This is a genomic window from Salinivibrio kushneri (assembly GCF_027286325.1).
In the GTDB taxonomy this organism is placed as follows: Bacteria; Pseudomonadota; Gammaproteobacteria; order Enterobacterales; family Vibrionaceae; genus Salinivibrio; species Salinivibrio kushneri_A.
Genome location: NZ_CP114588.1, coordinates 1746315 through 1771872 on the forward strand (window position 1 = coordinate 1746315; position 25558 = coordinate 1771872).

The 25558-nt window shown below is 50.4% G+C and carries 23 protein-coding genes; 11 read left to right on the plus strand and 12 right to left on the minus strand.

Going from position 1 to position 25558, the window contains the following annotated elements; translation table 11 throughout:
* Positions 1 to 6: 6 nt before the first annotated feature.
* The 7 genes from N8M53_RS08230 (at position 7) to gspS2 (ending at position 8136) form a co-directional block, all read left to right on the plus strand.
* On the plus strand, positions 7 to 1002 hold the full coding sequence (locus N8M53_RS08230) for an ABC transporter ATP-binding protein (protein ID WP_269578421.1): 996 nt from the start codon (positions 7 to 9) through the stop codon (positions 1000 to 1002).
* A gap of 20 nt (positions 1003 to 1022) precedes the next feature.
* The gene (locus N8M53_RS08235) at positions 1023 to 2978 is read left to right on the plus strand and encodes a glycoside hydrolase family 9 protein (protein ID WP_269578422.1); all 1956 of its coding nucleotides are present in this window, start codon (positions 1023 to 1025) and stop codon (positions 2976 to 2978) included.
* Positions 2978 to 4942 (plus strand): beta-N-acetylhexosaminidase, encoded by a 1965-nt coding sequence (locus tag N8M53_RS08240; RefSeq protein ID WP_269580009.1) that lies wholly within the window; start codon positions 2978 to 2980, stop codon positions 4940 to 4942. The genes N8M53_RS08235 and N8M53_RS08240 overlap by 1 nt, the downstream gene beginning before the upstream one ends.
* Positions 4943 to 5051: 109 nt before the next feature.
* Positions 5052 to 5819 (plus strand): tRNA isopentenyl-2-thiomethyl-A-37 hydroxylase MiaE, encoded by a 768-nt coding sequence (gene miaE, locus N8M53_RS08245; RefSeq protein ID WP_269578423.1) that lies wholly within the window; start codon positions 5052 to 5054, stop codon positions 5817 to 5819.
* Between the two features lie 291 nt (positions 5820 to 6110).
* Positions 6111 to 7052 (plus strand): transposase, encoded by a 942-nt coding sequence (locus N8M53_RS08250; RefSeq protein ID WP_269578424.1) that lies wholly within the window; start codon positions 6111 to 6113, stop codon positions 7050 to 7052.
* Positions 7053 to 7447: 395 nt separating this feature from the next.
* Positions 7448 to 7768: a YciI family protein gene (locus N8M53_RS08255; protein ID WP_269578425.1), complete on the plus strand. Its 321-nt coding sequence runs from the start codon at positions 7448 to 7450 to the stop codon at positions 7766 to 7768.
* Positions 7759 to 8136, plus strand: a complete 378-nt coding sequence (gene gspS2 / locus N8M53_RS08260; protein ID WP_269578426.1) for a type II secretion system pilot lipoprotein GspS-beta — start codon at positions 7759 to 7761, stop codon at positions 8134 to 8136. The genes N8M53_RS08255 and gspS2 overlap by 10 nt, the downstream gene beginning before the upstream one ends.
* On the opposite strand, the gene N8M53_RS08265 is transcribed toward gspS2, so the two are convergent.
* The 12 genes from N8M53_RS08265 to N8M53_RS08320 all read right to left on the minus strand — a co-directional run bounded on the left by N8M53_RS08265 (position 8129) and on the right by N8M53_RS08320 (position 20847).
* A complete protein-coding gene (locus N8M53_RS08265; protein WP_269580010.1) occupies positions 8129 to 8797 on the minus strand; it encodes a TIGR01621 family pseudouridine synthase in 669 nt (222 codons plus the stop codon). The genes gspS2 and N8M53_RS08265 overlap by 8 nt on opposite strands.
* Before the next feature lie 181 nt (positions 8798 to 8978).
* Complete coding sequence (locus tag N8M53_RS08270; RefSeq protein ID WP_046075418.1) at positions 8979 to 9983, minus strand: substrate-binding domain-containing protein; 1005 nt, start codon at positions 9981 to 9983, stop codon at positions 8979 to 8981.
* A gap of 34 nt (positions 9984 to 10017) precedes the next feature.
* Positions 10018 to 10947 (minus strand): ribokinase, encoded by a 930-nt coding sequence (gene rbsK / locus N8M53_RS08275; RefSeq protein WP_269578427.1) that lies wholly within the window; start codon positions 10945 to 10947, stop codon positions 10018 to 10020.
* Positions 10948 to 11029: 82 nt separating this feature from the next.
* Positions 11030 to 11923 carry a ribose ABC transporter substrate-binding protein RbsB gene (gene rbsB, locus N8M53_RS08280; protein ID WP_269578428.1) on the minus strand — a complete coding sequence of 298 codons (894 nt, stop codon included), beginning with the start codon at positions 11921 to 11923 and terminating at the stop codon, positions 11030 to 11032.
* Between the two features lie 142 nt (positions 11924 to 12065).
* Positions 12066 to 13055 carry a ribose ABC transporter permease gene (gene rbsC / locus N8M53_RS08285; protein WP_269578429.1) on the minus strand — a complete coding sequence of 330 codons (990 nt, stop codon included), beginning with the start codon at positions 13053 to 13055 and terminating at the stop codon, positions 12066 to 12068.
* Positions 13052 to 14557: a ribose ABC transporter ATP-binding protein RbsA gene (rbsA, locus tag N8M53_RS08290; protein WP_077667620.1), complete on the minus strand. Its 1506-nt coding sequence runs from the start codon at positions 14555 to 14557 to the stop codon at positions 13052 to 13054. Before rbsA ends, rbsC begins: the two co-directional genes overlap by 4 nt.
* 23 nt (positions 14558 to 14580) lie before the next feature.
* On the minus strand, positions 14581 to 15000 hold the full coding sequence (rbsD, locus tag N8M53_RS08295; RefSeq protein ID WP_269578430.1) for a D-ribose pyranase: 420 nt from the start codon (positions 14998 to 15000) through the stop codon (positions 14581 to 14583).
* Positions 15001 to 15517: 517 nt separating this feature from the next.
* Entirely contained in the window at positions 15518 to 15712 is a 195-nt protein-coding gene (locus N8M53_RS08300) for a hypothetical protein (RefSeq protein ID WP_269578431.1), read from the minus strand.
* 333 nt (positions 15713 to 16045) lie between these two features.
* A complete protein-coding gene (gene galU, locus N8M53_RS08305) occupies positions 16046 to 16921 on the minus strand; it encodes a UTP--glucose-1-phosphate uridylyltransferase GalU (RefSeq protein WP_269578432.1) in 876 nt (291 codons plus the stop codon).
* A 107-nt stretch (positions 16922 to 17028) separates the two neighbouring features.
* A complete protein-coding gene (locus N8M53_RS08310) occupies positions 17029 to 19179 on the minus strand; it encodes a polysaccharide biosynthesis tyrosine autokinase (protein WP_269578433.1) in 2151 nt (716 codons plus the stop codon).
* A gap of 70 nt (positions 19180 to 19249) precedes the next feature.
* Positions 19250 to 19684 (minus strand): low molecular weight phosphotyrosine protein phosphatase, encoded by a 435-nt coding sequence (locus tag N8M53_RS08315; protein WP_269578434.1) that lies wholly within the window; start codon positions 19682 to 19684, stop codon positions 19250 to 19252.
* Between the two features lie 11 nt (positions 19685 to 19695).
* Positions 19696 to 20847 (minus strand): polysaccharide export protein, encoded by a 1152-nt coding sequence (locus N8M53_RS08320; RefSeq protein WP_420066580.1) that lies wholly within the window; start codon positions 20845 to 20847, stop codon positions 19696 to 19698.
* A 399-nt stretch (positions 20848 to 21246) separates the two neighbouring features.
* Between N8M53_RS08320 and N8M53_RS08325 the strand changes: the two genes are divergently transcribed.
* The 4 genes from N8M53_RS08325 (at position 21247) to N8M53_RS08340 (ending at position 25333) form a co-directional block, all read left to right on the plus strand.
* Complete coding sequence (locus tag N8M53_RS08325) at positions 21247 to 21594, plus strand: hypothetical protein (RefSeq protein WP_046075403.1); 348 nt, start codon at positions 21247 to 21249, stop codon at positions 21592 to 21594.
* A gap of 112 nt (positions 21595 to 21706) precedes the next feature.
* Entirely contained in the window at positions 21707 to 22345 is a 639-nt protein-coding gene (locus N8M53_RS08330; RefSeq protein ID WP_269578435.1) for a YjbF family lipoprotein, read from the plus strand.
* Position 22346: 1 nt separating this feature from the next.
* On the plus strand, positions 22347 to 23168 hold the full coding sequence (locus tag N8M53_RS08335; protein ID WP_269578436.1) for a capsule biosynthesis GfcC family protein: 822 nt from the start codon (positions 22347 to 22349) through the stop codon (positions 23166 to 23168).
* Positions 23165 to 25333 (plus strand): YjbH domain-containing protein, encoded by a 2169-nt coding sequence (locus N8M53_RS08340; RefSeq protein ID WP_269578437.1) that lies wholly within the window; start codon positions 23165 to 23167, stop codon positions 25331 to 25333. Before N8M53_RS08335 ends, N8M53_RS08340 begins: the two co-directional genes overlap by 4 nt.
* Positions 25334 to 25558 lie beyond the last annotated feature (225 nt).

Consider the following 25558-nt stretch of genomic DNA (forward strand, 5'->3'; position numbering starts at 1 on the left):
TCAGTGATGAGTACAGGTTTTGGAGAACTGCTGGTTGAAGGGAAAAACGTGGTGAAAGATTTTCCCATTAACAGTCATGCCCTTAAACAACCCATGATGCGAGCGATCAATGATGTCTCGTTCAAAATGTACAAAGGCCGTGGACTTGCCGTGGTGGGTGAGTCGGGCTCGGGCAAATCAACCACCGCGAAAATGATCGCAAAAATGTACGCCCCGACCGACGGCTGCATTGAATATCGGGGCCGCGATATTACCACCATTAAAAAACGTGATGAGCTGATGCGCTATCGCGAAGGCCTGCAAATGGTCTGGCAAGACCCTTTTGGCTCGCTCAACCCCACGCATAATGTATTTCACCATATTGCGCGCCCGTTATTGATCCACAAAAAAGTCGCCAAGCGCGATAAAGCTCAGTTGAAAGAGCGGGTGTTTGAGCTGCTCGAGCAAGTGGGCCTGACTCCGGCCAAAGAAACGGCGGAGAAATTCCCCCATCAGTTGTCGGGCGGTCAACGTCAGAGGATAAACCTAGCGCGTAACATCGCCGTGGGTGCGGAAGTGGTACTCGCCGACGAGCCGACCTCGATGCTGGATGTGTCGATTCGTGCCGGTGTACTTAACCTCATGGAAGAGATGAAAGTGGAGAAGCAAATGTCGCTGCTCTACATCACCCATGATATCGCCACCGCGCGCTACATTGCCGAAGACTTGGCGGTGATGTACGTCGGCCATATGGTCGAATGGGGAGACACCGAAGAGATTATTCACCATCCCCAACACCCTTATACCCAGTTGTTGGTCTCGGCCGTGCCCGACCCCAGCAAATCGATTCACGAAGAATTAAAGGGCAACAAGGGTGAGATCCCCCTATGGACACCGGATTCGGTCGGCTGCCCTTTTGCTGGCCGCTGCCCGCATGCGACGACCAAATGCACTGAGCAGTTACCCGGCGTGACCAAGCTCGCCGACAACCACTATGTGCGCTGCTATTTGTACGAGCAATAGCGACCAATAAGGATACCATCATGCAAGTGCTGACCAATCACATTGGCTACTCGTTACGCGGTGATAAATACGCGGTGATCGTCAGTGACAGCGACCGCCTCACCGGCACGCCCGTGGCACTGATTTCTCTGCCTCCTCTTAAGGGGACAGGCACATTTAATACTGCCGATAAAACTACCTCCCCTTCTGGGGACAGACACTTTAACGATGCCGCAAAAGATGCAAAAAAAAGTACCGGGACAGACACAGTATCACTCGATAACGTGGTCGCGCAGTTTGAATTACACCAAGGAACACAGTTAAACAACTGGCAGCTGGGCACGGCTTATACCCTCGATTTTTCTGCCTTTGCACATCGCGGACGCTATCAACTCGTGCTGTTAACAGACACACCGGTATATTCCCATCCGTTTGAGATAACCGATAATTGCCTGTTTCACACCACGTTTTCCGACCTGCTCCATTACTTTAAATCGCAGCGATGTAGCGGTATTTACGAACACGCGGATCAGCGCGCCAAGGTATTTGGCTCTGATGAACGCATGGATGTGTCCGGCGGTTGGTACGATGCCTCTGGCGATGTGAGCAAATACCTGAGCCACCTTTCCTATGCCAATTACTTCAATCCGCAACAGATCCCTCTGTTGGCTTGGGGGCTGGCCGATCTTGCCAGCCAGTTTAGCGCGGACACGCTGCCCGCGTTTGTGCGTACGCGATTAGCCGATGAAGCGAAACACGGCGCCGATTTTCTTCTCCGTATGCAACACCCCAGTGGCTTTTTTTATATGACGGTGTTTGATCAATGGTCGAAAGACCCGGAGCGCCGCACCCTTTGCGCTTACGCGACGCAAGATGGCGTGATGAGTGAGGCTTACCAAGCCGGTTTTCGTCAAGGCGGCGGCATGGCGATTACAGCCCTTGCCGCTGCAAGCCGAGCCCCGCTTTACGCGGAGCCAGACCAACAAACACGCTATTTAGACGCCGCCATTCGCGGCTACTGGCATTTGGTTGAGCATAACCATCGTTACCTCGATGATGGCAAGCCCAACATTATTGACGAAACCTGCGCCCTTCTCGCTGCATGCGAGTTACATCACGCCACTCGACAATCTACCGAGGAGCAATCTACCGGGGACAGTCACGCTTATTTAATGGGACAGGCACCTTTAGGTTCTGGGGACAGACACATTAGTGCGAACGGTGACTGTCCCTTCTTGAGCGAGGCTCGAGGCTGGATGACAAAGCTGGTCGCACGGCAACGCAGTGATGAAACTTGCCAGTACTATTGGTCAGCAAATGCTGATGGGAGCCGCCCCTTTTACCATGCCGCCGATGCGGGTCTGCCCGGCTTAGCATTAATTCGCTATCTCGATGTGGAAACCGACCCCAGCCATCAAGCTATCGCACAAACAGCCCTGGAACGCGCCTGCCAGTTTGAGCTCAACCTAACACAAACCGCCGATAATCCATTCGCGTATCCGCGTCAGTACGTTAAACCCGTCGAGGGCGTCAAACAGGTGCGTCATTTTATTCCTCACCACACTGAAACCGGCTATTGGTGGCAAGGCGAGAATGCACGCTTGGGGTCACTGGCAACCTTTGCGTGTCATGCCACACGCCATATTCATGACGATACGCTGAATACTGCCCTCCAGACCTTTAGCCAACGAGCGCTTAATTGGATCCTCGGTTTAAACCCATTTGATATCTGTATGCTCGATGGACATGGCCACAACAACCCAGATTACCTACCGCACTTGGGCTTTTTTAATGCCAAAGGGGGGATCTGCAATGGCATTACCTCAGGAATGGAGGATGAAACACAGATTGCATTCAACCCCGCGCCATATTGCGATGATATGGCGCAAAACTGGCGATGGGGCGAGCAGTGGTTGCCACATGCAAGCTGGTTTATGCTCGCCATCAGTGCGCAAACACTGATTGGCAACGACCACTCGAACAAGGAGAACGCGTGATGACTTACCGCCTCGATCTTAGTGTGATCAACGAGTATCCCAATGATACCCCGCCGCGCAGCCGAATGGGGTTAACCTTGCATAACCTCACCGACCGTTCGTTGGAAGCGCTGTCCATTGCGGTACTGTTTGATCGCTTCATCAACCCCAATACCCTGTCACAAGGCAGTATTGAGCAAATTGGCAGCTATTGCGTCATTACACCGGCGCATCAAACTCTCGATGCCAATCAGAGCTTATACATCGAGTTTGATGCCCACACGCCGCCATTGCGGTTCCTTTGTGCGGGCTTTAAAGATGCACTGCTCTATGCCAATGGCGAGCAATATTCAGTGATGCTCACTCCCATTAACTTGGCACACACTCATACCACACGATCAACGATTCCAGATGTTCACCCCGCCGAGCACGCCATCATTCCGGTGCCCAAATCGGTGCGCCACCAGCCAGGATACTTTACGCTTTCACCTACAACACCGTTAATCGCGGTGGATTCACAGGCGCTTCCCGCCGCGCAGTGGCTAAGCAACGAATGGGTTCGCATGTATCCGCAAGCTGATATTGCACTCGACCCACGCCACCAAGATGCGGTCACTGGCGATCATGCCATTATCTTACGGCTTTTACCCGACTCGGCGCTTCGAGATATCGCACACCGTGATGAGGCCTATCAGCTCACCGTCACCGACCAAGGCGTGGTCATCCAAGCCTGTGCTGAGCGCGGGTTTATTCACGGCTGCGCATCGCTGTTACAACTTTGCCAAGAGCATGAAACACAGCTTGGAATACCGGCAATCAAAATCAGCGATGCACCACGCTTTGCCTACCGAGGGATGATGCTCGATTGCGCGCGCCATTTTCATTCGGTGGACACGGTAAAGCGACTGATTAACCAGTTAGCCTATTTTAAGTTCAATACCTTTCACTGGCACTTAACCGACGATGAAGGCTGGCGACTGGAGATTAAAGCCCTGCCTGAATTGACGCGCTATGGGAGTCAACGCGGCCCCAATACCCGCCTTGCTCCGCAATTCAGTCATATTGCAGAACGTCACGAAGGTTATTATCGCCAAGAAGACGTACGTGACGTGATTGAATACGCCGCAGCCCGCGGTATTACCGTCATTCCAGAAATTGATATTCCCGGTCACTGTCGCGCAGCCATCAAAGCACTGCCTGATTGGCTACAAGATGACGACGACCGCTCTACTTACCGCAGCGTACAACACTACACCGATAACGTATTATCGCCAGTCCTCGAGGGCACGTATCGATTTTTAGATACGGTATTAAGTGAAGTCGCCGAGCTTTTTCCTGCCTCATGGGTCCATATTGGTGCCGATGAAGTCCCTGACGGGGTATGGACCGATAGCCCAATTTATCGGGACAGACGCATGAACGGAGAAACAACCGCTTCGCTACAGGGACAGATACTGACCTATGCGGAGCAAAAGCTACACGCCTTGGGCAAACGTATGGTTGGCTGGGAAGAAGTGCAGCACGGCGATAAAGTGAGCAAGAATACCGTCATCTATTCATGGCAAAGCGAAGACGCCGCATTGCATTGTGCGCAGCATGGGTTTGATGTGATTTTAACCCCGGGTCAGGCGACCTATCTCGATATGGTGCAAGATTATGCTGCCACCGAGCCTGGCCTCGACTGGGCGGGCGTCACGCCATTAGAGAAAGCCTACCAATATGAGCCGCTGGCAAGTCTTGCCAGTGACGACCCCGCCCGTGAGCATATGCTCGGCGTACAATGTGCACTCTGGAGTGAACTGATCACCAATCAGGACAGGCTCGATTATATGGTATTTCCAAGGCTTACCGCCATTGCAGAAGCGGCTTGGAGCCACAGTGAACGCCGTGACTGGCTCGATTATCTGGCCAGACTCAAAGCGCAGTTACCGCGTTTAAACAAGTTCGGTATTCAATACCGTTCCCCTTGGGCATCGAACAAGTAGGCCGAATTCGCCCACCTGGCAGCGCCTCCTGCGCTGCCAGCTCTTTGCGCTCGCATCCCATCTGTTTATAATGCCCAGCCATTGTTGTCAGTCTGAGAGTGTTTCCGGCATGCTACGCCAAGAAATTAATACCCTACTCACCCCTATTCATGGTTTTCTGCACTGTCAAACCCCCGACAGTTGGATTGACGCGGCCATTCAGCCTGACAATCAATCGATTCTTTTGCGCGATCACGCAAACTGCGAATTAAAAGCCAGCCAAACCGCGATGTGGTTGATCCGTAAATATGCGGTTGACGCAGCGAGTGGCGAGCAACTGCTAGCATGGGCCAAACCCTATGAAGACTTTGTCTATCGCGGCGTTCGCGATGGGATCTTCCACGCGCGCAAAAACGGTCTCAGCGCGCCTTTAACCCCTAAAACGGGGTTTGCCCATGGTCAAGCCCTGATTGATAAAATGGTCCGGTTAATCAAAGAAGAGTTTCATCACTTTGAGCAAGTGATTGAAATCATGGACGCACGCGGCATTCCTTATCAACCGTTAGAAGCAGGTCGCTACGCCAAAGGATTAATGCTCGCGGCACGCACTCACGAGCCGGCTACCTTGGTCGATAAACTGATTATTGGCGCCTACATTGAAGCACGCTCCTGCGAGCGCTTTGCCAAAGTCGCCCCACATCTTGATGATGAACTGCAAAAGTTCTACATCTCGCTACTGCGCTCGGAAGCACGCCATTATCAAGATTACCTCACGCTTGCAGAAACCATCGCCGGCGAAAACATTCGCGACCGCATTCAAGCCATCGGCGAGCGCGAAGCCGAGTTGATCCAAGCACCCGACAGCCAATTCCGCTTTCACAGCGGCGCCCCTGCTTAGCTTCTTCTTATAGGGACAGGCACTTTTTATTTTCTGCGAGGACAGACACCGTTACGCATATCCCTAATCGGCTTCCTTGCTAAGGACAGGCACTTTATGACCATGAATCGTGGTGTATCAACCTTCGACGCTAACAGGACAATCACGCCTAGGACAGACACATTTAGCAAGTAACAACTCTCGTAGTTACACCATTTCTTGCACTGTTACGAAAATCCAATTCATAAACAATGATGGCTGTTTATTTATACAGTACGATTTACCTCTATCCATAGCCAAGGGAGAGAGACGATGACCAAAGCTCGCGCATCGCAAATAAATTTGGCCGCCACACCCTATTATCATTGCGTCTCACGCTGTGTGCGCCGTTCGTATTTGTGCGGCTATGATGCTCAGTCGCAAAAAAGCTATGAGCATCGTCGCGCATGGATAGAAACGCGTTTACTCGCACTAGCCAAAGCGTTCTGTATCGATATTTGTGCTTATGCCATTATGAGCAATCACTATCACGTTGTTTTACATATCAACGCAAACGCAGCTCAGTCTTTGACCAACATCGAGGTTATTGAACGCTGGCTAGCCTTTCATCAAGCACCTGCGCTTGTCCAACGTTTTCATCAGGGTGAATCGCTCTCTCACTCAGAGCGACAAGCGTGTTTTCGCATCATTGAGCGCTGGCGCGAACGTTTGATGTCTGTCAGCTGGTTTATGAAGCTGCTTAATCAATATATTTCGATGCAAGCAAACCGAGAGGATCAATGCTCAGGGCATTTTTGGGAGGGACGTTTTAAAAGCCAAGCCTTATTAGATGAAAAAGCACTCGCTGCGGCCATGGCCTATGTCGATTTGAACCCAGTGCGAGCAGGTATCACCAAGCAGCCTAAACATGCCAATTACACATCGATTAAAAAGCGCGTTGAATCACTCAAGCAAAATAAAGCGACGCCAGCCGGCTTATTCCCCTTCGCCGGGAACCCGAGAAAGTCGATGCCCGACGGTATCCCTTTTCGCCTTATGGATTATTTAGCTCTGGTAGAATGGACGTGCGATCAGGGTCAGAACGCCAATTCACTCCCGAGACCACATCTACTCACACAACTGAACATCTCGCGTGAAACCTGGTTAAGTACATGCTCTCATTTGGGAGACGGAAACGTCGTGGGTTCACTATCGAGTATCCAAGCGGCCTTGCCAACACTTGGCCTAAAGCGCATGACCGGCGTCATGATCTAAAGTGAGTTGGGCTTGTCGTCGAGTGCATCTCAATAGCGTAAACACGAAATAAACTCGCTAATGCCTCATCCAATCCAATAAGCCATCAACATTATCAGTACAAACAACACACCCACCGCTTTTAAGAGCGGCTTTAGCCCTTTTGCTCCACCTTCCGGGGATTGATTGCAGCATCCCATATTATCTCCTGACCGTTTTCCCAGAAGAATAAGCCTTCCAGTAACAGGAAGGTAAAGGGATATTCAGGTTTGATTCTAGCTTGTTGGGGGGGTTGGGGGGACAGACACTTTAGATGCTTAAGTGCCTGTCCCCCCAATACACTCACTAATACACTGTACTCAGAAATCTGGACTCTGTATCCTAGTGACTATAAACATCTATCAAGGACAATGACGATGTGGTATCTCATCTATTCGCAAGACGTAGAGAACAGCCTACCGCTACGCAAGCAAGCGCGCGACGCACACCTTGAGCGCTTACACCAACTGGAAAAAGAAAACCGCTTGATGATTGCAGGACCAAACCCTGCCGTTGATAGCGACGAGCCGGGCGAAGCTGGGTTTACAGGATCAACCGTTATTGCATGGTTTGAGTCATTATCAGCCGCCCAAGCCTGGGCCGACAATGACCCTTATGTTGCCGCTGGCGTCTATGCAGACGTGACCGTTAAACCTTTCAAAAAAGTGCTTCCTCAGGATCCTGTCCAATGCGATTAGTAAAAGTATTGATGGTGACAGGCCTTGGGCTAATACTGAGTGCATGTAGCAGCACCCAGCATGATAAAGCCGCAGAAGCCGCAATCCAACGTGCCGACATGATTGCACAGTTACTGCCGATGGATATTGAAGGCTACTCACTGGTTCGCGCTCGTGCGCAAGATGCCATCATCGAGCTGACACTTCTGGAGAAGAATGCCAAAAAAGCACCGGGGCAGCTCTTTTCCGGCTTAAAACGTCGATATTGCGAGGATAACGATATCCGCAGTATGTTAGACAGTGGTATAAGCTATACCATTTTGGTTCGCGACACCCGCGGCCGACAAATCCTCAAAAACGCTATCGATGCCCCCGGGTGTGCTAGCTAATTAAGTGCCAAGGCTGCTCCCACTCCACCGGTAAGGCTGGCCACAACTCGCCTTCGCTCGGGGGCAGCACATAGCGATAGCGTGTTTCAGGCTGAACGTCGGTAAAACGACATGTAAATTGCAGCCCATAAGCGTGTAAGTAGCCACGATCGGCAGGCTCGCCGCCATAGTAATCATCACCGATGAGCGGTGAGCCAATGCTTTTCATCGCCACGCGAATTTGATGGGTTTTGCCTGTGTAGGGCCGACAGAGAAAAAGTCGCCGCCCCTCACCACCAGTAATAGAGGTAAAACGCGTTCTCGCCGGGTTATCTTTGCTGGTTAACAATTTCCAGCTACCTCGCCGCCCTTTGGCCATATCCCCAACGATCAGTCCCTGCTTCTTACGCGGTTTTTTCGCACTTAATGCCAAATAGAACTTTTCTATCTCGCGCGAAGCAAACAACCCTGAGAGAACAGACGCCGCATGAGAAGAGGTTGCCAGCAGCAGCAAGCCCGATGTCATCTTGTCTAACCGATGCACAAGGTAGACTTTCTCAACCCCAATGTGCGCCGCGACCGCCGGCAGCAGTGCCGCGTGATCGGCTTCTTTTTGCACGCTAACGCCGTGGTGCTTGTTGATCACCACAAAGTGTTGGTTTTGGTCGACAATTGAAAACATAACGAGGCGATTTACCGGTTGACCATTGAGGACAAGCATCATAACGGCTTCACTCATGCGCCGCTAGGGCAATCATATAAGTGACTGTCCCCCCGAGTGTTCACTAAAGCAATTATAAAGGTGTCTGTCCCGTTAGTTCTCGTTAGCTTAAAGTGCCTGTCCCCGATAGCTCGCCCAATAGCTATACCCGCTTCACACTCTCGCGCACCACTAACGTTGGCTCGAGCTGCACAGTTTGGCTGTCACTTTGAGGGTCATCCAGTTTGTGGAGTAGGGTTTCGACAGCTGCTTGACCGAGACGGTACTTGGGCTGGTGAATAGTGGTCAGGGAGGGCGATACAAATTTTGCCAGGTGGATGTCATCGTATCCCATGATAGAAAGATCCTCGGGTACCCGAATGCCGAGTGCATTGGCAGCGTTGATCGCCCCCATCGCCATCATATCATTGCCTGCAAAAATCGCGCTCGGCAAGGAGCCGCTCGCGGCAATCGCTTGCATACCTTGATAGCCGCCTTCACACTCAAAGTCCGCTTCTACCATCCAGTCGGCGTTTTCAGTAAGTCCAGCATCACGCAGCGCATCTTTAAAGCCTTGAAAACGACGCTGTGCTTGTTGTTTAAGCAAAGGACCACTGATACACCCAATCTGGCGGTGACCACAGTCAATCAAGTGCTGGGTCGCTAAATAGCCGCCTTGATAGGAATTGTCTTGGATTTTATCGCAGGCAAAATCAATCGGCCCCCAATCCATCACCACCACAGGAATATCCGGATAACGATCAAAGCCTTCAATCCGCTCACCTTCCAACGTCGAGCACATCAAAATCAAGCCATCGACCCGCTTTTGCAACAGCGTATCAATTGAAGCACGCATACGCTCAGCGTCACCTTCAGTGTTGCATAAAATCAAACTGTAGCCATTGTGGTAACAGCTGCGCTCGACGCCTTTTACTACCTCGCCAAAAAACGGGTTGGTGGAAGTGGTTACCAGCATGCCAAAGGTTTTAGTACGATTCACTTTTAGGCTGCGTGCCAGTGCCGACGGGGCGTAATAGTTAAGCTCTTTCGCGGCTTGGTTTACCTTCTCAGCAATGGCCTCACTCACATAACGAGTGTTGTTAATGACATGACTGACCGTCGATGTCGACACGCCCGCCCGTTTGGCAATATCTTTCATGGTCGCCATTTATCGCGCTCCGCTGACTAAGGTGAAATAAGGATTAAGCATCTTGGTGGGCCAAAAATGCCTCAACATCTGAACGAGAAGGAATCGAGGTTTGCGCGCCACGCTGGGTCACGGATAATGCCGCCGCGGCATGCGCAAAGCGAATCGCCTGATAAAGTGTCTGTCCCTCTATCAGTCCTGTCACCAATGCCCCATTAAAGGTATCGCCAGCGGCAGTGGTATCGACGGCATCGACACGGAACCCAGGAATAAGCTGGCCCGCTTGTTCGCCTTTTTCACTCAGCCACACGCCTTGTTTGCCGAGGGTAATCAATACAGTCCCTACCCCTTTTTCATGGAGCACGTCCGAAGCCGCTTGCGCACTGGCAGTATCAGTTACCTCGATACCGGTCAGGCTTTGGGCTTCTGTTTCATTCGGGGTAATAATATCGACTGAGGCAAGAAGCACGTCGCTCAGCGGTGCGGCTGGGGCGGGATTAAGCACCACGTGAGTTTTTGCCGCTTTGGCATGAAACGCCGCCTTTTCGATACCACACATCGGCGTTTCTAACTGCATCAGCAAGTAGTCAGCCTCGGCTATTTTGTCGAGATCGGCGGTGATGGCCTCTGCTGTCAAAGCCGCATTGGCTTCTGCCGAGAGCGCAATACTGTTCTCGCCCTGCTCAGTGACTTGGATCATCGCAATCCCAGTCGGTGTATTCGCCTGCACCTTCACCGCACTGATATCCATCCCTTCTTGCGCGTAAGATTGACGAATAATTTGTCCATATGCGTCATCACCCACGCTGGCGATAAACGCGACATCGGCACCGCAACGCACCGCCGCGACCGCTTGATTGGCCCCTTTGCCGCCGGCAATTACGGCATAATCGTGGCCGTGTAATGTCTCGCCCGGACGCGGAAAGTGAGGGACACGTAAAACATGGTCAGCATTGACGCTGCCAAGAACAACCAATCGGCTCATTACTATTCCTTACCGTTTCTAAATCAAAAAAGCACCACCCAGTGCGAACCCGATGGTGCTCACTATACGTTTCCCTGACGGCTTATTCAGCGATCGTTTCTTGGCTGATCACTTTCAGCGGCACAGGAATGTAGATGTCTACCGACTCGCCTTTCAGCACTTTATCCGCGGTTTCGACACCCAGATCGCCAATCATACCCGGTTGCTGGGCAATGGTCGCAGCCAGATGACCACGTTCAACGGCCGCAATGCCATCTTTGGTGCCATCAAAACCGACAATGGTGACATCTTTGCCTGATGCCTGCACCGCGCGCAATGCGCCAAACGCCATTTCATCGTTCTGGGCGAATACCGCTTCCACATCTGGGTGTGCGGCAAGCAGGTTTTCCATCACGTTCAGACCTTTGGTGCGGTCAAAATCCGCAGGCTGACTGGCGAGTAGCTCAACGTCGGTACCCTCGATGGCGTCCATAAAGCCTTCACCACGCTCGCGTGCGGCTGACGTGCCGGCAATACCCTCAAGTTGGATCACTTTGGCACGCTCACCGACTTTACCGATGATGTATTCCGCCGCCATTTTACTGCCTTGAGCGTTATCAGAAGCAATATGACTCACCACTTCCCCACGGCTCGCGCCACGGTCTAGGGTGATAACCGGGATGTCCGCGCGATTTGCAATACGAATGGCGTTCGAGACCGCGTCAGAGTCAGTCGGATTAATCAAAATGGCTTTAACGCCACGGATGGTTAAATCCTCCACATTCGACAACTCTTTACTGGCGTCGTTTTGCGAATCAAGCACCAAGAGCTCATAACCAAGATCTTGCGCTTTCTGCTCCGCACCCTCTTTCATGGTGACAAAAAATGGGTTGTTTAAGGTTGAAACCACGATTGCCATTCTATCTTCCGCTTGCGCACTAATGCTCAGCGTGGACGACAAAAGCGCAGTGGTAATCAAGGTAGTCAGTTTTTTCATGCGTTCAGTCCTTTTGTGTTTGTAGGGTGTTGTTTTTACTTGCTAATTCAACAGAAATAAAAGTGTCTGTCCCGCCAACTTAAAGAGAAATAAAGGTGCCTGTCCCAATAAGCTCTGTTTTAAAAAGCTTTGTCTCAAACAGCTATTTGTTTTTGGTATCAACCAGCACGGCGAGCAGAATCACCACCGCTTTGGCAATCATTTGGTAGTAAGACGATACGTCCAGCAGGTTAAGGGCGTTGTTCAAAAAGCCGATAATCAGCGCCCCAATCAATGTGCCCATGATCTTGCCTTTACCGCCCATCAGGCTGGTGCCGCCCAGCACCACAGCCGCAATCGCATCAAGCTCATAGCCAGTACCGGCAGTCGGTTGTCCAGAGGACAGGCGCGAGGTAACGATGATCCCTGCCAGCGCCGCGAGCATGCCACATAGGCTATACACGCCCACCTTGATTCGATCGACATTAATGCCCGACAACCGCGCCGCCGATTCATTACCACCGAGTGCGTAAATATAACGGCCAAAACGGGTGTGATTAAGCAGATACCAAGCACCGATAAACACAATTGCCATCAGCCACACGGGGACGGGAATGCCCAACAGGTAGCCGGTACCAAACCAGGCAAACGCATCGGCGGTATCAGTAAAGCCCGTTGAGATGGGGCGACCATCGGTATACACCATGGTGACACCGCGATAGAGGGTCATGGCTACCAAGGTGGCGATAAATGCCTGCACCTTGCCTTTGGCCACCACGACGCCAGTCATGGCGCCAATCGCCGCGCCTGCAAACAAGGCGGTAGGTACCGCCACTAACACGGGCACCTCAACCGCAATCAAACTCGCGGCAAACGCGCCGCACAGCGCCAACACCGAGCCAACACTCAGGTCGATACCCGCGGTTAAAATCACCAATGTCATCCCCACGGCAATAATGGCGTTCACCGAGGTTTGACGTAGGATGTTAAGCAGGTTGTCGACCATGAAAAAGTTGCTGTTTAAAAATGACATCACCACGATCAGCACCAACAAGGCAATGAGCGATTTTTGCTCAATCAACCACGCTTTGCTGAACAGGGGCTTGCGTCCATCTTCTGACGGCTGGGACTTATTCATTGCATTCTCGCTCATGCTGCATCCTCATTGGCATCTTTGCCTACCGCACAGGCAAGCAGGGTTTCTTGGTTAGCGTCTTTGGCATCAAACTCACCGCATACGCGGCCTTCGTGCATCACTAAGATGCGGTCGCTCATGCCGAGTACTTCGGGCATTTCTGACGACACCAAGATGATGCTCATGCCCTCGGCTTTAAATTGGTTAATTAGCTGATAAATCTCTTTTTTGGCACCGACATCGACCCCCCGAGTCGGCTCATCCAAGATCAGCACTTTCGGTTTAGTCATCAGCCCTTTAGCGATCGCCACTTTCTGCTGATTCCCGCCCGATAAGTTGCCAATGATTTGCTCGCGGGTGGGGGTTTTGATGTTGAAAAGACGGATAAAATCATCCACTGCCATCACTTCATCGCGCGGCTGTATTTTGCCCCAGTGGGTGAGCTTATCGAGTGCACTGAGCGACATGTTGTCTTTCACCGATAACCCCAGCACCAAGCCCTCGCCTTTGCGGTCTTCAGAGATGTAAGCAATGCCGTTGGCCAGCGCATCTTGCGGACTCACGGGGTTAATCACCTTGCCATCAAGCCGAATCACGCCGGCATCACGCGGCATGGCACCATAGATAATTTTCATTAACTCCGTGCGCCCGGCGCCCATCAGGCCCGATACACCCAGAATTTCACTACGGTGCAGCTGAAAACTCACCGCTTCCACCCCGTGGCCGCTGACATTTTCCACCTCAAGGCTTATTCCATCAGGGGTGACGTCACTTCGTGGATATTGTTCGGCGAGTTTGCGGCCCACCATCATTTCAATCAGGCCGTCTTCATCGGTATCACTAACGGGACACTCACCAATAAACTTGCCGTCACGTAATACGGTGATCCGATCGCAAATCTCAAAAATTTCTTTTAGTCGGTGAGAGATATAAACAATGCCGCAGCCTTGTGCTCGCAGCTCGTTGATCACCGCAAACAGCGAGGCGGTTTCGGTGTCGGTCAAAGCATCGGTCGGCTCATCCATAATGATCACCTGCGACTCAAACGACAGCGCTTTGGCTATTTCCACCATCTGCTGCTCACCTAAACTCAAGCTGCCAAGTGGCGTGGTGCCACGTGCTTTCACATTTAAACGCGCCAACAGCTTATCGGCTTCTTCAGCCATCTTGGTCCAGTCAATCTTGCCAAACCGGTTAGTAAACTCGCGGCCTAAGAAGATGTTCTCTGCAATGGTCAGCTCTGGGATCAAATTGAGCTCTTGGTGAATAATACTGATCCCCGCTTGCTGCGAATCACGCGGTCCTTTAAACGAAACCGGCTCACCTTGATAGTTCACATCGCCACTGTCGGCGTGATAAATCCCGGTGAGGACCTTCATCAAGGTAGACTTGCCCGCGCCATTCTCGCCGAGTAGCGCCATTACCTCTCCGGGATAGACATTTAAGCTCGCCTCATCGAGGGCACGCACCCCGGGGAAGGTTTTTACGACTTGGCGGAGTTGTAAGATAGGTTGCGTCATCGTGGTTACTCGCTTAGGCCCACCTAAAAGGTGACACCGGCTTGAAAAATCACATTGGCATAAGGCGTGCACTCTCCGGTGCGCACCACCGCTTTGCTCTGCACCGTGCGAGCTTTAAACGCCTCGTGGCTGATCGTGGTCACACTGATCGGCTGCTGACACGCAGCACTCTCTTGCTCTAGTCGCGCAAGCAAGGCTTGGTGCAGCGCCGGGCTAACTGCTGCAAGCTCTTCCGCAATCACCACGGACTCAATACAGGTGTGAGTTAACACCGCCTCGACCGTCTGCATAAAGCTCGGCACCCCTTGGGTCAGCGCCAAATCAATACGCGACACCGAGTTCGGGATCGGCAGCCCCGCATCACACACCGTCAATTCATCGGTGTGTCCGATTTGGGTTACGACTTGTGCAAGCTCTGGATGGAGCAAACCATGCTTATTCATTCATCACCTTCTCACTCACGATGGACTTAATCAGCGCTCACTGTGCGCTGGCACGTTTTCTTATGATCAGCGTTTTCCCTAAGGAAAAACGCCATCGAAACGTTTCGATATAGGCAAATAATGCAGATGAAAGAAAAATTTCACCATCTGTAAACATCACAGATGTGAGAAGGATCGACTATTGATATTGGAATCATTAGTAAAGGGAGAGATGAATCACACGGAGGGCCTGGGTTAGATAGAGACTAGAAGCGAAGCGATCTCGAACCAGGCGTAGGTCGGACAAGCGCCGGGGTAATGTTAATCTTATAACTCGATGTAGCCGCGCGCCTCCGACATCGATGTTAAATTTGACTCCGAACGTGACAGGCGCCCGTTAACATGGCGCATGATTTTTGACACGGTGCCGGGGCTTGTGTCACCTACGCCAATGGCCCCTTCGGGCTTAAGTGTAGAAAAAGTCCCTAGGCACAGCTTTACGCTTTTCCTAACCTCTCGTTTCTAGAAGCGCAGCGTCTCAGTTCTCGTCCTTCTCCATCGGCTCACTCAAACCCGGCACCGCTTGGCAAAACGTGCATTCTTCATTATCCACCGAGGCACCGCCCGACTCGACATAGCGAATACGATGACTCGCTTTGCCTCGGTTAGCCGACACCGCAAACCGCCGCTGGTCACGCTCGGGAATGGTCTTTTCTGTGTCACGCTCAGCCATGGGTTGTCTCCTTAAAATACCGGGAACTACTCTGCTGTATGTTAACTTTACCACCCCTAAGTCGCCTAACCAAAAGTGCCTGTCCCGATAACTACCTCCGATAACTAGAATCATCAATGTTAAAACCAAGCGTAGTTCGGTATAAGCGCCAGAACAGTGCCAATAATTATCGTAGTATCGGCCGCGCGCCCGTTGCACGGCGCCATCAGACATTAGGGCTAAAGATTAACCTCGATCGTAATAAAAGTGTCTGTCCTCTTAAAATGCTCATAAAAGGAGTGTAAAAAAGGCGCCATTAAGGCGCCATAATCGGTCAATAAGAAGAATCTTCCGTTACGCGGGGACAGGCGCCTCTTGCTTTTGCTCAGCGCTTTCGGTCGGTTTGCCGAGATATACATGCTGATACGCGTAGTTTGTGGCTTCAATGTAGCCTTCAACCGATCCACAATCGAATCGCTCACCCTCAAATTCATATGCAAGCACACAGCCGCGTTTCGCTTGTTCAAGCAAGGCATCAGTAATTTGAATCTCGCCACCTTTACCTGGCTGCGTGTTTTCTAGGATCTCAAAAATATCTGGGGTAAGAATATAGCGACCTATGATTGCCATATTACTCGGAGCATCTTCCGGTGCGGGTTTTTCAACCATACTGTCTACGCGAAATAAGCCGGACTCTAGCTTGCTGCCGCTAATCACACCATATTTGTGTGTTTCTTCTTTTGGTACACGTTGCACCGCAACAATCGAGCAGCGATAGTGGTTGTAAAGCTCCACCATTTGCTTAAGCACTGTGTCGCCACCAAGGTTCAAGCAAAGATCGTCCGCTAGCACGACGGCGAATGGGTTATCTCCCACCAGCTGTTTACCCGTCAGAATCGCATGGCCTAACCCTTTCATTTCATTTTGGCGAATGTAGGTGTATGAGGCAGATTGGATCAGCGCACGAACATCCGTCAGTAAGGCTTCTTTTTTGGTGCCACTGATTTGATGCTCAAGTTCGTAGTTTTTATCGAAATGATCCATCAAGGCATGTTTGCCACGGCCAGTCACAATGCCCATATGTTTCACACCAGCTTGAATGGCTTCATCAACGCCATATTCAATCAAAGGCTTATTAACAATCGGCATCATTTCTTTGGGCATGGATTTGGTGGCTGGTAAAAATCGCGTGCCATATCCTGCTGCTGGGAATAAGCAGTGCTTGATCATGTTCGCTCCTAGCTATCTGACGTTATTATATTCGAAATTTCTTAAACTCACGGCTAAAAAAAGCAGGCAATGCTGTAAAACATTGCCTGCTCAATAGAAATTGCCACCTACTGGTAGCTGTAATTATAGTAACCGTAATTACCACCATAGGTACTGGCAGCCTTACGCACCACCCCATTGAGGACAAAACCTTTTACGTTCACACCGGCTTGCTCAAAGCGCTGTTTAGTAACTTCAATCTCTTTGATCGGATTCACACTAAAGCGCCCCACCAGCAAGGTCGTTCCCGCGTGCGCACCGACAATCGCGGCATCTGTCACCGCCAATACCGGTGGTGTATCGATAATTACAATATCGTAGTGCGCGCTTGCCCAATCTAACAGCTCATTAAAACGTGGGTGCATCAATAATTCAGATGGATTGGGAGGTACTTGGCCACGCGTCATCACATCCAAGTTTTCCAGAACATTCTTTTGCACCACAGCGTCCGTATCGCGTTTACCCGCTAGGTAGTCAGACAGTCCATTGTCTGCGTTCATGCTAAACTGCTGATGCAAAAAACCTTTACGCATATCCGCATCGATGACCAGCACGCGTTGCCCGCTTTTCGCCAACACTCCCGCCATATTGGCAGAAACAAATGACTTACCGATACCAGGGCTCGGGCCAGAGAACATCAGGACATTGTTGGACGCTTCCATCATCGCAAAATGCAAACTAGTACGTAAACCACGTAATGCCTCAACCGATAGATCGGCTGGATTCGCAGAGGCAAGTAAGCTGTCACTGGCTGAACTCAACGCCTTTTTCTGGCGCTTTTTCTCAATATCCTGCTGCGTTTCTGACAGTGGTACACTGGCATAAACAGGTAAACCAATGGCTTCAACATCATCTGGATTTTCAACACCACGATGGAATGCCGCTTTTAGTAACACCACACCGACACCAATCATGCCACCAAGCAAGGTTGCAATCACAGCAATGAGCGGCTTTTTCGGTTTAACCGGCAGCTCAAAGGTTTGCGCATCGTCAATAATACGTACGTTACCAACGGTACTCGCCTTCATGATGTTAAGCTCTTGCACCTTATTCAAAAGCTGAACGTAAATGGCTTGGTTTACCTCAACATCACGTCTCAAACGCAATACCTCACGCTGCGTTTTCGGCAATTTTTGCGTTTGCTGCTCTACTCGCTTTTTCTCGCCAAGTAAGGTTTGTCGTTTATCGAGCAATGCCAAATAAGCAGGATGCTCTTTGGTAAATTTCTGCGCCAACTCACTTTCTTTGAAGGTTAACTCGTTGAGCTGTTTTTCAACCGATAACATGGTATCGAGTGAGGCCTTCGCTTCCATCGATAAGTCGACCGAATCATTCTCTTGACGAAACTTATTGAGTTTATTCTCCGCCGCGGTCAATTCAGCTTTTACGCCGGGCAAATGACCTTTCAAGAACTCAAGGCTCTTTTCGGCTTCAGCCGCGTCACGCTTGACGTTTTGCATAAAATAGTTCTCTGCGATATCACTGAGAACGTTCTCAATCAGTACTTTATCTTCACCCTGATATGAAAGTGAGAGAATACCTGTTTGTTTACCACGCTCGCTCACCGAAAGTTCATTTTGGATGGCCTTAATCGCGCGTAAGCGGCTTATTTTCGAGATGGTGAAGGAATCACCCTCATCAGCCTTCAGCTCGGTCACAAATAGATGAAATGCGTCATTGATCGCGGCTTCGCCCACCTTACCTTCAAGCACAAGATCATCCTCGCTGTCATACAGAGAGTACTGCTCAGGTGCATCGACGGTTAAACGAAAAGGTTGTCGTTCATAATCTTGCGGAATATCGAAACGACTAATCGCAATATGGCGTTGGTTTCCTGTCAATCGCGCTAAACCTTTACCCACAACCGGGAAGTAGTCTGGCGAGGCAACCGTGGTAAGGTTGTACTTATCGACAGTTTGCCCTAACACCATACGTGAACGGATTAGCTCTATTTCGGTACTGGCGGAGCTCTCACTCGCGAAAAGTTCACTCGCTCCCTCACCGAGTAGCGAGGACATGCCGCCTTCTTTTTGCTCTACTTGTATAAGCGCATCCGCTTTATAAACCGGTGTGGCAAGAATCGCGAACGCTACCCCTACTACCGCGAGTAAAAACGTGCAGGCAATAATTATCCATTTGCCATCAATTAAATGGCCAAGCAGTTTGCTAAGGTCAATTTCATCGTCTGATGATGCTGTATTTTTTATATTTTGGTTCATTTTATGCTCTTGGGTCCTCTAAGGCACTCACTTTCCCGTCATGACCACTGCATCAATGCAGAGGGCCCGGTTAACGAAGTACATCACACCATTTGTGCGCAGCTTGGGCGATTAAGTCGTACGCATAATCAAACGCCTCATCACTCTGACGATAAGGATCTGGAATGTCTTTACTTTGCGCAAGGTAGTGTCCAAACAGCATGGTCTTCCCGCGTGCTTCGGGAGCAATACGACACACATCTTCTTTGTGCTTGGATTCCATCACCAAAATCAAATCATATTCGTGACACATTGATGCGGTGAGTTGTCGCGCTTCGTGCCCCCCAAGGTCTACACCATGCTTGGCGGCAATTCGAGATGCCTGTTCGTTGGCTGGCTTACCAACCAAGGCACCCACGCCCGCAGAATCAATGGTTTTCGTCGGTAAGTTTTCACGCAACAGCCGCTCCCCGGTTGGAGAGCGACAGATGTTACCCACACACACAACAAGAATTTTATTAAACATGACGGACTCGCTTATCGTGGCCAGTTTTCAACACGAAGCGCACCTTCTGTCAATTCATTAAAGCCAGAGATCGTTGGCAACAATGAGCGTATAACTCGGTTCCAGCGCGCAATAGGAGCGGCTGTCACATAGACCACATCATACGGTTGCAAATCAAACTCTGTACCAACAGCCAAAGCTGTCGCGTCTTTCACATTCAATTGGAACACGTCGGCAACAGGTTCAGACTTTTCATAGCGCGGACTATTTGGCGTATTACGTGCGGTGCTGCGAATCACAAAAATACCCGTTGCGTCTGCTTCTAGCTCATCAATCCCTCCAACGGAGGTTAGCGCTTCAGTTAAGCTCATACCGATACGATCAATCTTCAACATTTTCGGATCGTTCACTTCACCGAGTACAAAGACTTTTTGACCATCATTGCGCGGAACATGCAGAATATCGCCATCTTTCAACAAGCGGTTTTCGGTAAGGTCGCCTTTTTGCATCAGTGCATACAAAGACACGCTTTCTTCTTCACCACGCTTGGTGAGCGTCACGTTGCGCCAATCAGCAAACTCCGTGATACCACCTGCGCGGTTAACCGCATCTAAAATCGTCGTTGGGATATTAGTAATAGGCTGGTAACCTGGCTTTTTCACTTCGCCAGTAATGTAAGATTTTTGCGAGCGAAATGCTGCTACGTTGACATCAACTTGTGGTTTCTCAATATACGTCTTGAGACGTTGAGCAATGTCATCGCGCACTTCCTGTACTGTTTTTCCCGCAACGTTTACTTGCCCGATGTACGGATAAAAAATGGTTCCGTCAGCGTGAACCCAATTCCCTGCCTCGGCAGAGCTACGATAAGAGCCTGCAGGGATGGTGAGCTCTGGGTGATCCCAAATGGTGACATTCAACACATCCCCAGGCCCGATACGATATTCGTAGTTCTGGACCTGTGAATCCAGTTCAGGATTGACCTGTGCAAGCGCCCGCGCACGTCGGTTATTCAACTGCTTGATGTAAGAGGGGGTTAACGGATGGATATTTACCTGAGTAGATAAATCCTCAGCGGGCTGACCCACGATATTTTTATCGCTCGGATCAAAATGAGAACCCGGCATCGTACATCCTGCCAGAGCCAGCGAGCTCATAGCGACAAAACAAATAGGTTTTAGCACAACGTCATCCTAATTCTTGTTGTTTATTCCGCTGAAATGTATTTAATTCAGAAGCTTATCTATATTCCAGTCTCGGACGGGAAGCGATTCAGCCCTATTCTCCACACTCAAACCCGAGCAAATCTTAGCCAGAATTTTTGACAATAGAGCGCACCGAGCCCACACCCAGCAAACTTCAGATTGCGGATAATACAGACATTAGTGAATGAAATAAACCCCACTTGATGCCACTCGCCATTGGCACTGTCCTATATAATATTGCTGTAACTTAGCGATATTTATGGCAGAATACGCCACAAGACATAGACTTTGCATTTACAAGCAGCAGCTAAATCGTTAGGTTAGTGTCCTGTCTGCTTTAGTAGACGTTGTTTAAGCAAATCACCCATGGAGAGATTTATGAAAAAAGTAGCAACAGGCATTATTGCCATGCTGTTCGCTGCAAGCGCCATGGCTGCCGGTGAAGCGTCAAGCTCAGCCGCAGCGGGTAGCAGCAGTGCAAGCGCAAGTGGCGCAGCCACGTCAGCAAGCGCGGGTGCAGCAGGTACAAGTGCTGGTGCCGCAGGCGCTGCAGGAGCAGGCGCAGCGGGTGCTGCAGGTGCAGGTTCAGCTGCATTTGGCGGTTTAGGTATTGGTGCAGTCGCAGCCGGTACGGCGGCAGTTGCCGCTGTTGGCTCAGTAGTTGCAGCGGCTGGCGACAGCGGTACCACTGGCACTACTGGCACCACAACGACTGTTTCTCAGTAAGCGTGATGTATAATCAAACAGCCGCTTTCGGGCGGCTGTTTTTTGCTTAAATTTCGATGTATCGGCCTACATGACATACTTCAAGCCTCTATTTCCCATCATATTTTTTTTTATGCTCAGTGGCTGCACACAGCAAGCGAGCAACTTAGCTGACACTTATAGTCTGCTTTACAAAGGTTTTCCTGACGCCAGCTATAGCAACGAAGAGATTCAAGCGCTCCCTTATGCCAGTATTTACGCTCGGCTTGGTGACGGTCCTCGCGGCTTCTTAGTACTTGCTTATGCTGAGCCCTACGCGCACAATCAAACATCGTTAAAGTGGATGTCTGCCGATAACGAAGTCATTGAGACTGCGTCAGGGCGGGTCATCAAGACCCTAAAACTACCCGGCACCAATTTAGCGAAACTTGACAGCGACACGCCCGATCCACTTTCGCTTGGGCTTCTCAATCCAAGCACCCCCAAAACCTGGCAGTTTCGCATCGATTTTATGCCTGGTTACCACTTTGGCTACTCTGCGACTAGCGTTTTTGAAAATAAAGGCAACGCAAAAGTGACCATAAACGGTGTGGCTCGTTCCGCTGTATATACTGAAGAAACCGTGTCCATCAGTAGCCTTCACAAAAGCTATACCAACCAATACTGGCTCGACCCCTCTTCTGGCAAGGTACTCAAAACCGTTCAATACCCAGCTCCCAATATGGACGCAGTAAGCGTAACTTTCCTAAAAACGTATCAGGGGGCGCAATAATATGACGAATCAGTCAATGGCATTAGACTTTTTTAAAACCTCGTCTCTCCCCATAATGCGTCGTCTTTTTAATCTACTGATCTCAAGCAGCATGGTCGTCGGGTTAATTTTGTCACCGCAGGCAACCGCACAGCCCGCTCCACTACAACATCAAATGACCATAGAGGGCGAGACCATCGATTATGACGCCCCGCCACGCTTGAGTGACGCGGTGATGGATGGGCTAAAGCTCACAGAGAAAAATATCGTAGATATTTACTGGCCAGGGGCTGGCTTATATGACATTACCCTACCCAGCCGCCTCGCACTAACAGCGATGGCAGCCGCTGAAAACCAGATCACCATACAAACGGGCAAGCCTCAACAACGCTGGCGCCGACTGGTTCATACACTTAAAACCTTTACTGTCGAGCGTCGAGCAAAAGTCTCTCTAGACCCAGATCTTACCCGGATTGATATCAGCAAAAACCCGCGTTTAGATGGCGAGTGGCGACTCGTGTTTCCTCAGCGTCCCGATCATGTATGGGTGTTGGGTAACGTCGCGGCTCCCGGTCAATATTCATGGCAAGTGAGGCAAGGGGCGGCTGATTACCTTGACCAAGCGAAGGCCAATACACTGGGCAAATCTTACGCTTGGGTCGTACAGCCTGATGGCGCGATTGAAAAACATGCTATCGCGTATTGGAACGCATCACACCAAGATATTGCGCCAGGTGCGGTTGTCTACCTGCCCCTGCCGGTAAAAGGACTGCCGTCCTATCCTGACACGATTGATGCCAATCAACTTGTTCTCGACTATCTCAGTAACAGGCTTCCAGAATGAAAACCGCTGTATTTACCCATTCTGCTCTTGCAGCCGCATTGTTCTGTGCGTATTCCGCGCATGCAGACAGTTTTTCGTACCCAAGTCTTGTGTATTCGCAAACAGATTTTGGCGGTGTCGGCTTGATGCAAATGCCATCGGCACGTACAGCGCCTGAAGGCGGGTTTAGCTTGGGCTCAACCTATAACGAAGATTACTTGCATTATCATGCCTCACTGCAACTATTCCCCTGGCTAGAAACGACGATTCGTTATACCCAAGTACACGATGTACTATATAGTCAAAACCCTGACTTTAGTGATGATAACAGTTACACCGATAAGAGCATTGACGCCAAACTGACACTCCTCAATGAGAGCTACTGGCTCCCTGAACTCGCGGTCGGCGTACGTGATTTAGGCGGGACAGGGTTATTTGATGGTGAATACGTAGTGGGCTCTAAACGTGCCGGCCCCTTCGATTTCACTCTTGGGGTGGGTTGGGGCTATTTAGGTAACCGTGCTAACTTGCGCGGAAATAAGACGCTAGGTAGCGATTGCGACCGAAATACCGGATACAAAGGTAATGGCGGCAATGTCGATCTGGATCGTATGTTCACAGGCTGTGTGGCACTGTTTGGCGGCGTAGAATATCAAACCCCGCTCTCCCCTTTGTCGCTAAAGCTCGAGTATGATGGAAACGACTACCGCTCTGATTTCCCAACATCGAGACAAGGTGTGCCCCTACCTGCAGATTCTCCCTGGAATCTCGGTTTAGTTTACCAACTTGCCCCTTGGGCGGATGTGCATCTGAGCTATGAGCGTGGCAACACGTTTACTGCTGGTCTTACGCTTGTAAACAACTTTAGTGACGCGGATCCATTTTGGCTTGATGATCCTATCGCAGCCTACCGTCCACAAGCATCCACCGACAGCTTAACCAAAGCGGAATGGCAACAGCTGAGTCAACAGCTTGCGCAAAATGCGGGGTATAGCGACAATCGCGTTTATTATGATGGCGACCAACTTACCGTCACCGGTGAACAAAACAAATACCGTGATCGAAGCCAAGCGCACGAACGCGCAGCTCGCTTAATCGCCAATACCGGTATAGAGGCCAAGCGCTACAAGCTGATTGAAACCAAAAACCGGCAACTGATGACTGAAACTATCATCGACGCCAACCGTTATACCCAAATAGCCAACAATGATTACGTCGGTGCTGATATTAGCGATGCGACGGGTACGATTGCCTCGCGCTCTCCACGAGGAACATTGATGGGCAATAACGATGACGATTTCCGCGCCGGGATCGCACCCAAGTTGCGTCAATCGATTGGTGGTGCCGAAGATTTCTATCTCTATGCCATCGGTGTCCTAGGAACCGCTGAATGGTTCATGAATGATCACCTCGTCGCCTCCGGTGAGGTGTATGCCAACTTATTTGATAACTACGACAAATTTAATTACACCGTACCACCTGACGGCACTGATCTTAAGCGAGTGCGCACACTCACGCGCCAGTATATTGATGAGCGCTACCGCGTGACCAACTTGCAGCTCACTTACTTTGATAAGTTTGGCTCAAATTGGTATACCCAAACCTACGGTGGGTACCTTGAAGACATGTTTGCTGGCGTTGGCGGTGAAGTGCTGTACCGCCCTTATAATAGTGACTTCGCATTAGGTGTCGACATTAACTACGTGAAACAGCGTGATCCAAGCTCCGTGTTTGGCTTATTCAGCCAAGAGCGTCAGTACAGTGACGAAGACCAACGCTATTATCGCGTTCAAACCGGCACCACGACTGGCCATGCGACCTTGTATTGGCGCGAGCCGCTGGGCCTTTTCGAAGGAACAATGGCGAAGATCAGTGCTGGACGCTACCTTACTGATGATGTGGGTGTCACCATTGATGCCTCCAAACAGTTCGATAGCGGCATCACGGCTGGCGTGTTCGCCACTAAAACCGATCTCTCCGCAGAAGAATTTGGCGAAGGAAGCTTTACCAAAGGCTTTTATATCTCGATTCCCTTTGACTTGCTGTCGGTCAAACCAAACACTAGCCGTGCCACCATTTCCTGGTTACCGCTGCAACGTGATGGTGGACAAAAGCTAGGCAAGAAATACTCTCTCTATGGCATGACAGATGCACGATCCCCCTGGAGTACTCGCCCCATTCAATAATAAAAAGGCCCACTTTATATGTGGGCCTTTTATTATCAAACTACTCATTAGTGTTTTATTTATGAGACATTTTCACTCTTTTCATATTAATTAGCGAACATGCTGCAATCGACTGCCTACTTTACTATCAACCTCCGCTCAAAAAGAACACTATACACCCTGCCCAGCTTTATTTATATCGCTGAGTGATGTAACATCTCGCTATAAATTATAAAGGAGAAACGC

What these genes read in the sequence shown, in the direction of transcription:
- N8M53_RS08255 (WP_269578425.1), top strand. Translation starts at nt 7,448, where the DNA reads ATGTGGTATCTCATCTATTCGCAAGACGTAGAGAACAGCCTACCGCTA.
- galU (WP_269578432.1), bottom strand. Translation starts at nt 16,921, where the DNA reads ATGATCAAGCACTGCTTATTCCCAGCAGCAGGATATGGCACGCGATTT.
- N8M53_RS08335 (WP_269578436.1), top strand. Translation starts at nt 22,347, where the DNA reads ATGACGAATCAGTCAATGGCATTAGACTTTTTTAAAACCTCGTCTCTC.
- N8M53_RS08250 (WP_269578424.1), top strand. Translation starts at nt 6,111, where the DNA reads ATGACCAAAGCTCGCGCATCGCAAATAAATTTGGCCGCCACACCCTAT.
- N8M53_RS08340 (WP_269578437.1), top strand. Translation starts at nt 23,165, where the DNA reads ATGAAAACCGCTGTATTTACCCATTCTGCTCTTGCAGCCGCATTGTTC.
- rbsC (WP_269578429.1), bottom strand. Translation starts at nt 13,055, where the DNA reads ATGAGCGAGAATGCAATGAATAAGTCCCAGCCGTCAGAAGATGGACGC.
- rbsB (WP_269578428.1), bottom strand. Translation starts at nt 11,923, where the DNA reads ATGAAAAAACTGACTACCTTGATTACCACTGCGCTTTTGTCGTCCACG.
- gspS2 (WP_269578426.1), top strand. Translation starts at nt 7,759, where the DNA reads ATGCGATTAGTAAAAGTATTGATGGTGACAGGCCTTGGGCTAATACTG.
- N8M53_RS08300 (WP_269578431.1), bottom strand. Translation starts at nt 15,712, where the DNA reads ATGGCTGAGCGTGACACAGAAAAGACCATTCCCGAGCGTGACCAGCGG.
- rbsA (WP_077667620.1), bottom strand. Translation starts at nt 14,557, where the DNA reads ATGACGCAACCTATCTTACAACTCCGCCAAGTCGTAAAAACCTTCCCC.
- N8M53_RS08270 (WP_046075418.1), bottom strand. Translation starts at nt 9,983, where the DNA reads ATGGCGACCATGAAAGATATTGCCAAACGGGCGGGCGTGTCGACATCG.
- N8M53_RS08315 (WP_269578434.1), bottom strand. Translation starts at nt 19,684, where the DNA reads ATGTTTAATAAAATTCTTGTTGTGTGTGTGGGTAACATCTGTCGCTCT.
- rbsK (WP_269578427.1), bottom strand. Translation starts at nt 10,947, where the DNA reads ATGAGCCGATTGGTTGTTCTTGGCAGCGTCAATGCTGACCATGTTTTA.
- N8M53_RS08310 (WP_269578433.1), bottom strand. Translation starts at nt 19,179, where the DNA reads ATGAACCAAAATATAAAAAATACAGCATCATCAGACGATGAAATTGAC.
- N8M53_RS08325 (WP_046075403.1), top strand. Translation starts at nt 21,247, where the DNA reads ATGAAAAAAGTAGCAACAGGCATTATTGCCATGCTGTTCGCTGCAAGC.
- N8M53_RS08230 (WP_269578421.1), top strand. Translation starts at nt 7, where the DNA reads ATGAGTACAGGTTTTGGAGAACTGCTGGTTGAAGGGAAAAACGTGGTG.
- N8M53_RS08330 (WP_269578435.1), top strand. Translation starts at nt 21,707, where the DNA reads ATGCTCAGTGGCTGCACACAGCAAGCGAGCAACTTAGCTGACACTTAT.
- rbsD (WP_269578430.1), bottom strand. Translation starts at nt 15,000, where the DNA reads ATGAATAAGCATGGTTTGCTCCATCCAGAGCTTGCACAAGTCGTAACC.
- N8M53_RS08240 (WP_269580009.1), top strand. Translation starts at nt 2,978, where the DNA reads ATGACTTACCGCCTCGATCTTAGTGTGATCAACGAGTATCCCAATGAT.
- N8M53_RS08235 (WP_269578422.1), top strand. Translation starts at nt 1,023, where the DNA reads ATGCAAGTGCTGACCAATCACATTGGCTACTCGTTACGCGGTGATAAA.
- N8M53_RS08265 (WP_269580010.1), bottom strand. Translation starts at nt 8,797, where the DNA reads ATGTTTTCAATTGTCGACCAAAACCAACACTTTGTGGTGATCAACAAG.
- miaE (WP_269578423.1), top strand. Translation starts at nt 5,052, where the DNA reads ATGCTACGCCAAGAAATTAATACCCTACTCACCCCTATTCATGGTTTT.